This window comes from Desulfatibacillum aliphaticivorans DSM 15576 (assembly GCF_000429905.1).
GTDB lineage: Bacteria > Desulfobacterota > Desulfobacteria > Desulfobacterales > Desulfatibacillaceae > Desulfatibacillum > Desulfatibacillum aliphaticivorans.
Genome location: NZ_AUCT01000049.1, coordinates 1 through 11097 on the forward strand (window position 1 = coordinate 1; position 11097 = coordinate 11097).

The 11097-nt window shown below is 46.0% G+C and carries 10 protein-coding genes; 7 read left to right on the forward strand and 3 right to left on the reverse strand.

Annotated features, from left to right (window positions below; genetic code table 11):
- From G491_RS32580 to G491_RS32585, 6 genes are all read left to right on the forward strand, one after another.
- Window positions 1–238: hypothetical protein (locus G491_RS32580; RefSeq protein WP_035220209.1), on the forward strand; the 238-nt coding region annotated here is incomplete at its 5' end.
- A 186-nt stretch (window positions 239–424) separates the two neighbouring features.
- Complete coding sequence (locus tag G491_RS0125800) at window positions 425–2488, forward strand: hypothetical protein (RefSeq protein ID WP_028316584.1); 2064 nt, start codon at window positions 425–427, stop codon at window positions 2486–2488.
- Entirely contained in the window at window positions 2489–4213 is a 1725-nt protein-coding gene (locus tag G491_RS0125805; RefSeq protein ID WP_028316585.1) for a DUF2357 domain-containing protein, read from the forward strand.
- Window positions 4210–7110 carry a hypothetical protein gene (locus tag G491_RS0125810; RefSeq protein WP_028316586.1) on the forward strand — a complete coding sequence of 967 codons (2901 nt, stop codon included), beginning with the start codon at window positions 4210–4212 and terminating at the stop codon, window positions 7108–7110. Before G491_RS0125805 ends, G491_RS0125810 begins: the two co-directional genes overlap by 4 nt.
- Window positions 7111–7326: 216 nt before the next feature.
- Window positions 7327–7821: a helix-turn-helix domain-containing protein gene (locus G491_RS0125815; protein ID WP_028316587.1), complete on the forward strand. Its 495-nt coding sequence runs from the start codon at window positions 7327–7329 to the stop codon at window positions 7819–7821.
- Complete coding sequence (locus G491_RS32585) at window positions 7784–8344, forward strand: IS630 family transposase (RefSeq protein WP_051327528.1); 561 nt, start codon at window positions 7784–7786, stop codon at window positions 8342–8344. The genes G491_RS0125815 and G491_RS32585 overlap by 38 nt, the downstream gene beginning before the upstream one ends.
- A gap of 130 nt (window positions 8345–8474) precedes the next feature.
- Here G491_RS32585 and G491_RS0125825 read toward each other — a convergent pair whose 3' ends face one another.
- From G491_RS0125825 to G491_RS0125835, 3 genes are all read right to left on the reverse strand, one after another.
- Window positions 8475–9872 carry a hypothetical protein gene (locus G491_RS0125825; protein ID WP_028316588.1) on the reverse strand — a complete coding sequence of 466 codons (1398 nt, stop codon included), beginning with the start codon at window positions 9870–9872 and terminating at the stop codon, window positions 8475–8477.
- Window positions 9873–9941: 69 nt separating this feature from the next.
- The gene (locus G491_RS0125830) at window positions 9942–10385 is read right to left on the reverse strand and encodes a hypothetical protein (RefSeq protein WP_028316589.1); all 444 of its coding nucleotides are present in this window, start codon (window positions 10383–10385) and stop codon (window positions 9942–9944) included.
- A gap of 45 nt (window positions 10386–10430) precedes the next feature.
- A complete protein-coding gene (locus tag G491_RS0125835; protein ID WP_028316590.1) occupies window positions 10431–10799 on the reverse strand; it encodes a ribonuclease H family protein in 369 nt (122 codons plus the stop codon).
- A 30-nt stretch (window positions 10800–10829) separates the two neighbouring features.
- Here G491_RS0125835 and tnpA point away from each other — a divergent pair.
- The coding region (gene tnpA, locus G491_RS36170) for an IS66 family insertion sequence element accessory protein TnpA (RefSeq protein WP_084511694.1) at window positions 10830–11097 on the forward strand (268 nt) is incomplete at its 3' end.

Genomic DNA, 11097 nt, shown 5'->3' on the forward strand with positions numbered 1-11097 from the left:
CATTCGCGCCCATGTGTTCATTTGTGTGCTTGCCCTGATGGTGGAGAGATACATGAGCTTGACTTTGGCGCCTTTGTCCATTTCAGCGTCACGCGCCTTAGACAAGCTCCAGCAGATCAAGGCGGGACAGGCAAAACTCCATGGGATGGCGGTTCCCGTGCTGACCCGCGTGGAGGAGGAGCACAGGGCGATTTACACTCAGTTGGAAATATCCTTTCCTAAAATCAAGAGCTTATAAGGTTTGTAGTACGAAAAACCCTATTGGTGTTTTTATAACACACTGAAAATGCTCCATATCCGTTTTTGGCGGTGTTAAAGTTCGGGGGCAACAACCATTGTTATTCTTTTGGTTGTGTTAGGCTACTATGTTTATTGGCGAAATCGTGAAGCAGCTCTATTAAAAGACTCAGGCGGAGTCGCAAATTTGGCTGCGACAAAACAGACTTTAGAGGCGGATGTTGCGGAGCTTAGGCAATGGTTGCGGGATCATAAAGAAGAGCTGCTTCGAATTCAAGCAGAACGAGAAGATCAGGAGCGTTTACGAGCTTTACTTGCTGACCTGGAACAGCAATGCGCGACTAAAGACTATGAGAACCAGGGGCTTCGAAACGAAGTTGGGGAGCTTGAGAATCAACGTCACAACCTTTCTCGTGTCTTAGAAAATCTTTCCAAAGAAATTGGAGATTTGGAAGCAAAGCGGGCTGAGGCGCAAGTGATTGAGACTCGCCTTGCTGAATTACAAACTAAGAAGGAAGAGGCAAAGGAAATTTTTCAAAGAGCAGCTGAAGTTAGGGGGGAGGTTGCCGCTTTATCTTCAGAAAAAGATAAGATTAGAGAATCATTGGGTAAACTCAAAGAAAAGGCTCCCGTCATCAAGCAGGCAATAGAAAAACTTCAAAATGAAAAGGATGAAGCAAGCAAAGCCCTTATTCAGCTTGAAAGTCAGATGGAAGCAATTCAAAAAGACCACACTGCTAAAAAAATTGAGATTATGGAATTGGCTTCGAGAAAGGCAGTTTTAGAAAATGAGGTTGAAAACCTCAGATCAGAGGTTCAAGAAACAGGAAAGATGAAACAGCAGCTTAAACTAATGCTAAGAGAGTATGAGCGTGCCACTACTGAATTGAAAACCCTACGTAAAGACAGACAAAATTTGGAATTCTATATTTCAGAATTGAACGCAAAAAAAGCTGTACTTGAAAAAGAGGTCAAGGCGTTGGAGGGTTCGATTACAGGCGGCGTTACGGCTGATGAGGATTCTTTGTCAGCTTATGCGGACCTGCTTGAAAAGGCGCCAGCCTGTTTGGAGAAAGAGGCATTCTCAGGCCCCAAGGGCGGTGAAGATGAAAGAAAGGCGCTGGATGAACTGAAAAGGCATCTAAAGGAAGACGGCCTAATCTTTTCTCCACGGGTGATTGATGCATTTCACACATCACTCAAATGCCATGACATCAATCCAATAACCGTGCTTTGCGGTGTTTCCGGAACTGGTAAAACCTTGTTACCCATTCGTTATGCCAAGGTAATGGGGATGCATCAGATGACAATGGCTGTACAACCGCGTTGGGATTCCCCACAGGATATGCTCGGCTTTTACAATTATCTTGAGAAAGAATATAAAGCCACAGAGTTGTCTAGAGCCCTTATAAGAATGGACCCATATAACTTTCAAGAAGAACAGTATGCTATGCTAAATAGCAAATGGGCTAAGGACAGGCTGCTCCTTGTCCTCCTCGATGAAATGAATCTCGCAAGGACTGAATATTATTTTAGTGATTTCCTTTCCAAGCTGGAAATCAGGCGAGAGGTTAAAAAACCATCCATAGCTCATGAAAGAAGCCAGGCTGAGTTGGAACTTGATGCCGGACCAGGAAAAAATACGTTTCGGATATGGCCAGGGAATAATATCCTTTTCGTTGGCACGATGAACGAGGATGAAACCACTCAGACACTGTCCGATAAGGTGCTTGACCGGGCAAATGTTATTAGATTTGGAAAGCCTGATGAGATGGGCCAAACAGGTCCGGTCAATGATAATAGTCAGCGTGTTAATGAAAAGTATCTCCCATTCAGACAATGGCAAGGTTGGATAAAAGGAGTTGATAAGAATGCTGAATGGCATGGCCAAGTTTCCGATTGGACAAGTAAGCTAAACTCCGCATTGGATATGGTGGGTAGACCATTTGGCCATAGAGTTAATCAGGCTATAGAACAGTTTGTGGCAAACTATCCTAGGGTAGATGAAGAAGGCCGACACAAACTTGCTTTTGCCGATCAGGTGGAATTGAAAATTATTCCCAAATTGAGAGGAATAGACCTGGGGGATGATAAAACAAATCAATGCCTCGGGGAAGTTGAGGCTGTACTGGCCGATTTAAACGATAATGAACTCGGAGGCGCCTTTGATTCCGCCCGCCAGGAAAGCGAAAGCCTGGGGATGTTTCAGTGGCGGGGTGTGACTCGAAAGTGTATAGAGGATGCCGTCTAAATGTCCGAAACGGTTGAAGCGCAAATACATCTTTGGCCATGGTCTTTCGGGATGCAGGATAATCAAGAAACCACGGCCCTGAGAACAGATGCGGCTATCTTCCCTTTTTATGGAAGTCCGGTGGTGTCTCTGTCCAGTCGCGCCTCTTTGTTCCTATCAAGCCGCCATGAGCGTTTCATCCCATTAGGACCTGCATTTCAGACGCTATCGGGTATGTGTCGCCTGTATGAGGTCCCACATGGAGTAATAAGCAATTCTTGTAAAAATCTTTCTAAACAAGGTGGCGATGTCATCATTTATACTGAGGGCGATAGGAAAAAAATTCGCCTTAAACCGGAAGGGGCGCAACCTCGTCTGGAATCGATGGATGATGGCGAGTTCAAAGAATCCAAACTATCCAGGACTGTACTGGCTTGGTCCCAGTTTTTTGATGACTTGATTGAGGAAACAAAAGGGACACAGCGCGAAAACAAGCTACCTTGGGCAAGAATTGAGGATATAATCGGGGATATCAAAAAAGATGCCGAAGAACCGCGAAAAGCTCTCATTGTGGATATTGCGGAGCGCATGCATAGCCGCTTACCAGTTTTCGTTCACGCCGCCCGCAAAATCTTATTACGGGAGCGGCGCATGCAACCCGCCGGAAGAGTAACAGAAATAGACAACTCGTGTCTCAAATGGATAGTTCGGCAACCGGGAGAAACGGTGCCTCAAAAGGTGGCGGCAAATCATCAGCGAATGCTGTCCGTAGCGCGGAACGAATCATTTGACACCCTTGAAAACAGAGTGCTTAAAGATTTCCTTTTTCGGTGCGCCAAAGAGAGTCACCGCTATCTTAACATTGAGGTGGACCCGGCTAAGCATTCACAATCTACAAGAGCAAAAAGGGTAAATAGCTTTAAAAATTTAAGTTCAAAATTGCACCAGGTTGAGCATTTAAAAAGTGTTTCGGAGCCAGAAGTGGGTCTGCGCCCCAATTACGTGCTTCAAAACGACTACCGCTACAAGCAGATCTGGAAACAGTACTTACGCCTATTAAGACGTGAGGATGAAGAAGACCGCCTTTGGGATTGGCAATCCCGGACCTGGAGTGATTTGGTCAGATTTTTTGTAAACTTTGCGTTATACGACTTATCCAGAAAGATTAATGACAAGAAAGGCGAAATCGTCGTCGAGCTGGAGTCAACCTCAGTAATTCATTTATTGAAAGAACAACACCTGGGCTGCCGTGTTAAAGAGGGCGCCGAGCCCGGTCCATTCATTGTAGGGCGCCACGGGGATGCAAAAGATAAGGCATTTGCGTTAGAGGTTGTTCATTCAGCGCAAGCTGGAGAGCATATGGTCACTAATTTGCTGGGAAGACTTGGAGCGCATCTTTATCTTGTCTTGCATCCGCTGCGAGGAGGCAGTCCTGCTGTTGTAGCTGTCTGGGCAGTGCATACGGCTGGTAGCAGCAGCCACCCTGGCTGGGAGGCAATTGGACGCTCGGCAGGCAAGGCTCTTAAAATGCATTCACATATTAGAAACGAACTCCGAGATCTAAATTCCCCAACCCTGCACGGTTTTGTGGTGGCGAGCGACATAGACTTTCCAGATGCTGAATTGCATCCTGGTATGGGGGACGGTGTTCATGTAGTTCAAGCAGCTGCTGATCAACGCTGTTGGGCAGATGCTTTAGCCGGCATCAGCGCCATAATTGAAGATATTTTGGGGGCCATTATATGAAAAACTCAGTGGGTATTTCTGCTTTTGGCCTTAGTGACGCCTTATATCAAAGCGATAGTGGAATTCGGAAAACCGGCTTTTACATGGCCGATGCGGTATTACCTACTCGACCTTATGGCCAAATTCGTACAGGAGATGAGGCTGAAGAAGAACGCATCCATACAGGTCTCTATTGGCCCTTAGAAGCTAGGGTGGCGGTGAATAGTTCGCTTAGAAGGGCTCCTATCTCTTGCGCGTGGAGGGCATTGGTCGAGGCTGGGGATCGCCCAATCAGATGGGATGTGGGCAAAGGAATATCTTTTTCTTTGCCACGGATTCTGGCAACTCACATCAATAATTTTCTGAATTCTTCTTTGGCTTCACTTAATGGGAATGAGATTCAACCTGTCGTGGCAATCCCTGATAACCTTGATGAGTTTGGCCAAGATGCCCTCCTAAAGGAACTATCACGGAATTTTAACTATAGAAAAAAAGGCTGTCAGGATCCCATTCTTATTTGGCGACCTGTTGCAGCGGCGTTAGCATGGTTAGATGTGGTGGAAGATAGTGTTTTTGATGATATGTTTGGAGCAGATTGTCAAAATGATCATATCCACGTAATGTACTTAGGTCCCGATGCTTTTGAGTTCGCAACATTTCGCCTTAAGGCAGAGAAGCATGATGACCAAGGGTACATTTTACCTCGACGAGATCGCCCTATTTTACTGCCCCATTTGACCGGGATGGATTGGACGGGAAATATTGTTGAATCCATTGTTGCCGACCACGACTACGGAGCTTTTTGGCAGGCGTTCACTGGCTTCCCCGAGATATGGGAGGCCATAAAAGGAAGTGAGTGGGATCAAAGCCAGTTGCCGAAACCTTGGAGTAAAGAAACGCGCTGGGATTTATGGAATCCAAGCCTTGAGATCCATGAACAGGTTTTAGGCGCTGACGCTGTTCCATGCAGAATGTTGAGAGACGTAGTCAGGAAGTCGTGCGCCTTATCAAGCGTTGGAGTAGATAATCACCAGACAGTGGAAGAATTTCTGGGAAATGAAGTCCAACGCGTGGGGGGTCTCTTTCCGGATGGAAAGTTGAGGGGAATGATTGTATGCGGCCCTCTTGCCCCCCGGCAGGCGCCAACCTGGCTTACGTCTCAATATAAAAAATTGACAGCCCGCGGATTGGATACTGAAGGGGATCTGTCGGAGCCTGAAGCTGGCCGTTTGTGGTTATGCCCTGGCAATGTCGACCCTGTGGCTGAAGGGGCGGCCATATACGGAAAAAGGACTCTGGAAGGCATTCCATCATACCTTGACACCATGCCCCAGGTGTCAGTGTTGGCCAGCCAGGGAGGGCAATACGTTTGGGTTCCACTGCTTAATTCGCAAGAAGTTCCCGGCGGAACTGAGTTCGTCGACACTATTAAAAGCAAATTTCAGCTTAAAAAGGGAAAAAAGAATCTTGAAATATATTTGAATAAAGGCTCCCTGGAAGCTAACCTATCAGAGGATGATGAATCGTTTGATTCTCATGCTAAAAATTTTGAAAGAATAAACAGGTTTGAAGCTCGTTTAATCAGGCAATTTGTCAAACAACTTGGCAGCGTTAATAAAGTAGAACAAAGATTACATTTTCAACGAAATCCCCATATTGGAAAATATGCTTTGGCATTTGCCCATCTTTACTTTCAGGAGGGGGGAGAAGCAGATGCAATTGGCGAAGCCTCATCTGAAGAAATGCAAACCACTCCGTATCGCAAGGCCTCTGTTGATTTTCCATCCCCAACGCCCAAAGATGTTCCATTGGATGTAAGAGTGCGCATGAAGCCTGCAAGCGGACAAGCAAAAGTGGAGTTCCTTCCTCACGACAATTCGTTTATACAGGGGGAATCAGTAAGACTGAATTATTCGACCATGCGCAGGACTGCGTCCATCCCGACTCTTAACAGAGGCTGGCCTCGGTTGCAGGAAATAGTTATCGTTCCAAACGCAGATTGCCTCCTTGCGGTGAGTAACTTGGTTGAAAGATTTGAGAATATCTCCATCAATGACAATCAATACGTAAACACAATTGATGCGATTAGAGATAGCGTGCTGAAAAGAACGGATCAGTACGATTATTGCGGCTTTTCCCCGTGGCTGCGTTCGGTTGATCACACCGGGAGTGCCAGCACTCCTGAAGGCAACGAATTATTAAGAAGGGTTGCAGCCAAGTTCGGTTCGGACTTCTATAAAATATACATGGATCGTAACAGCCAGCTTTTGAACAAGGTTTTTACACGAGCCGGTTGGTTATTCACCTCTGCCCCCGCAAATATTGCTGCCCATGTGAAACAAATTCTTGTTGACAGGGCTCGTGTTAAGCCTCAACAATTGAACTGGGCGCTGGAATCGGGTAGCAGAATTTTCCAAAAAAAAGATGACATTTGGGTCCTTTTCCATGCCATCAAATGGAGGATGGAGCACACTCGTCAAAATGCGCAGCCTTTTCCTAATCAAGCGGCAAAGGCAATCTGTTTCATATTGATGTATAGGCAAGGTGGGGAGCAAGGCCTCAACAGGACGCAAGCTCGAGCCTTTGCAACTCAAGCAATGAAAAGAATTCAGAATGAGCAAACCAAAGGCAATTTCAAGAATTTGTACTTTCAACTTGTCCGTTTATTGTTGTATTTACTGAGATTTCGAAAAGTTGATCCTGATTGCTTTAGCCCTGATTTTCCTATTACCATAAGCCCCTTCGAGAAAGCCTTGGAAAGTATGGATCATGCGGTGAATTATTTTACTAACCTAGGACAGTTCAATAAGGTTAATCAGGTGAAGCAGCTTCAAGAAGGGTTTGAGAAATATCTTAAATACGAAGGAACAGAGAATGTTATTGATGTTCTTGATGATTTGGCAGGCGAAGCATACTAAAGCCCAAGCCCTAAAACCGCGCAAATCACAGTATACAAATCTGAAAATTATGCTTCGTTCTTTGGAGGGATGGATTGATGTTGGTTATATATGTTGCTGTTTCATATAGACTTTTGAAATATAGACCATAAAATTATTTTTTTGGCCATATAATACCATTTCCTATTGTAAATGCAATTAATTTATGGTATCCTTCAGAAAAAGGAGGTACCATCTATGGCGCGACCAAAATCAGTAATTACGGCAGACCTTGCCCGTAGGGCGAACGAAGATCTGGAACTCCTTGATCAGCATAAGGTGATACAGAAACTTCGAGCTATTGCCGCCTCCGCCACCTATCCGATAGGAAATGTGGCGGAGGTGATGGGCGTAGCCAAGGAAACCATTTGGCGATGGGCCAAATCCTACGAAAAGGATGGGATGGAAGGTCTTTATCCAAAACCTCGCCGAGCGAAGTCTTCCAAACTTTCACCGAAGCAGAAGCAGGAAGTGCTGCAATGGATTGATAACTGCGAAACCCCGGAAGGGAAGCCGGTCCACTGGACCCTGGAGCGACTCAGGCAGTCTATCAAAGACCATTATGGCATCACGCTTGGCATCAATACTATTTGGGTTTGGCTTCGCAAAGAAGGTTGCAAACTAAAAACCCCTCGGCCCAGGCATTATAAGGGGGATGCTGCCGCCCAAGCAGACTTTAAAAAAAATTCCTGAAATCCTTCGGAAACGGCCTAAAGCTGAAGTATTTTTCTTTGATGAAGGGCGCTTCGGGCTTCAACCTGTTACTGGCAGGCGGTGGGCGAAGAAGGGGGAGCGGCCTGTTTCCGTGATTTGCCCCGGCTACAAGAATTTTTATCTGTATAGCGCGGTCAATCCCATATCCGGCGAGGACGTTACCCTGATCCTGCCATGGGTGAATACCGCCATGATGAATCTGTTTCTTGATTATTTGCACAAAACGCTAAAAAAGCGATCCTGCTTTTTGATCATGGATCAAGCCGGATGGCATAAAAGCGACGATTTGAAAGTGCCTTCTGGGATTGAAATCGTGCTGCTGCCGCCATACTCTCCGGAACTGAATCCTGTAGAGCGTCTTTGGCAATGGCTTAAACGGCACAGCCTGCGCAACCGGTTTTACGAAGATATTGATGCTGTGATGGATTCGGTTCAGGATTGCTTCCAGGGGATTACGCCGCAATTCCTAAAAAGCCTCTGCAACTGTGATTATTTGCAATAGAAATAGGAAATGGTATAATAGGGATTTACAAACAAAGAGAGACATACCAATAGCATTGAAAATACATAGTGCTTGTATGAGAGATTTGTATATACGATGATGATTCATCTCAAATCTCTCACACAGCTATTTACACAACAGGATCGAAATGAATCCTGCTTCTATACTGCTCAATCATGATCCTTCGAACTTCTTCCTGATGGCTCTGCTTACATATGACAGAATCGTGGATGGGTAGGCAGGGCATATTTTTCTGCATAGACTCCTCCAGGATGCCCTTCATTATTTCTGAGTCCCTAAATTGGAGTTCCAGACCGATGCCGGTGAAAAAGTCATTGGCAATAAGTGGATGCTTTTGTTTAAGACATGCAATGACCTTATCCGCCAATTTTGAATTTACACCCTCTGGATCTTTTACTCTGTACTCATTCCCCTCGTCGTCTTCTTTCGTGAGCAGGTATTGAAGTACTGCCTTTTTCGCGGATCCCTCTCCCTTGGCGTTGATGAGCATCATAGCGGCTTTTTTGACCAAGGTCCTGTCGATATCAGGAATATCGTATGGATCTTGTTTGTAGTCCATCCCTTTTAAATGATACAGCATCCGCAGATGGAGGCCCGAATAATCCAGTTCTACAGTGTCCTGACTATCAATCTGGATCGTCTTTCGAATGTCCTTCTTCAGGTTTTCATGGACTGCGCCGTAGAATCTGCCTCCATGCTGAAAATCCACGTTAAAGGAACGAAACATTCTAACGTCACGAATCCGGAACCTCCAGTTCAAAGGTTTGGCCATGATGGCGTCTCCCAGAGCTTTGGGGCTTTTAATACCTGACGATATGCGGCCATTCAAATGATTGTAGGCGACCTCCCGAATCCATTTAGGGGTCTTATGCACCAGAGCCGCTGTGATCAAAAACCCCGACAAGAATTTGTACAATTCTTCGAGAAAATGCCTGTTCTCGGTTATGTATTTGCAGTTTTTTGCCACGTAAGGGTTTGAAGATACAAGAATTATCTTCTGTCCCTGAACTACCTCAGTCTTTGTATACAAAGTACACCCGTCCATGTAGCTTATTTTTTGTTTGGCCTCTCGTAAGACAACTAAGTCCCTGTCGAAGACAGGCGGCGCAAATTGAATCTGCTCGAAGATCTTGAAGATCAATATGGGTTGGGGATGGGCGAGAGACGACAGACGATTTTTGCGTTGATGCCGCCTTTCAAATATCACCCAACCGGTCTTTTCAAGGTCCTTTAGGCATCGAGAGACATAGCTTGGCCTATACCAAACGGGCATACGGATGATTTTTTCATTTGTATAGGCGCTGTTGCTTAGCGATATTTCAAGCTCTTGTCCACGGCACCACTGTTTGAACATGTTGCTCAGAATCATCGTAATGGTCCTATGAGCGCTAAGTCGATTGAATTCCGGGTAAAGAGGATTGACAATCGGCATGATCTCAGTCCCTACCAGTTCGAGCATGCCGTGGATTGCCTCTGCTCTCACGTTGATGTAATTATGTCTTGGCATTTTCGATCTCCATAATAAAGCACCCCGTACGCTTCCAAGAAACGCACGGGGCACGTTGGTTGATAGCTTTTACTTTTTAAGGCTCTTCAGCAGTTCTTGCGTCTCCTGAGCAAGCACCAAGAAGGATCTTTCATCTCTGATCATGTCAAGGGCTTCAATATTCTTATCCACGTGGGAAAGAATTTTCGCCTTTTCAGGGTTGTGCTTAGACTCTTTCTCGTACTTGAAATATTTCAAGTGAATTTCATCAAGCATCTTCTCCTGCCAGGTAAGCCAAGTCAGTTCGATTGAGACTTGAAAGGGCTCTGGGTAGTCTGGTCTGTCACCGATGAGAACCTCACCCCCGAAAAATACCGCGATTCCGGGTTCATCCTGGACAAACTCATCAGGCTTCAAAATCTTGTACGAACTGGTTCCCGACTCAGGATCAATGACCTTTGATAGAGAATCGCTGAGGTTCTTTGCAAAGACCTCGCAGGCTTGGTTAAATGCCTCTGTAATTTTTTTATGCATGGTTTTTCCTCCATAGGAAAGGGCCTCACGAGGAGGCCCTGGTTGTCATGTGTATGTTTGGGTGGTGCCCCGTGTGAGCACCGCCGCCACCGCCAATTCGGTGGCTACTTGGTAAAGGGTTGGTGGGCGCCGCTTTTTCACCCGATGAACCTGCAGTTTGGGGAACTGGCACCTGAGCTTCCAAACCGCATCCACATACTTCTGGTTTTTCCTCCAATCGCAGCGGTATTGCAGGACACTCAATGCGTAGAGGCTGTCAGTATATAGATTGATTGGACAGGTGCGGAAGGGCATGCTGACATCCCTCAGCGCCACATAGATTGATAAAAGAGCAGCAAGCTGATAGTTGCCGATTCCCAAATACCGTAACCGTCTAAACAACCGCATCTTCACGGGGTGGTTGGGATGTGGCATAAGAATTTCCATCTTTTGAAAGGAGATTCCATGTCACAAGAAGCAATTTATCCGACGAAGAGCCGAGAAGATCGTTTTTTCGCACCAAGCCAAGACCTGTCCGATCCCAAAGCCAAACGTCGGTTCTGGGAGCATCACCTCGCCCGATGCCGCCAGAGCGGCCTTACGCAAAAAGCCTATTGCCAAAAACACGGTCTCAAGCTCCATCAGTTTTATTACTGGAAGAAGCGGCTGATGCAGGATCATGGCAAAGTCTCGTTTTTGCCCCTTCCCCTTCCCGGGGATCCTTCCAGGCAAC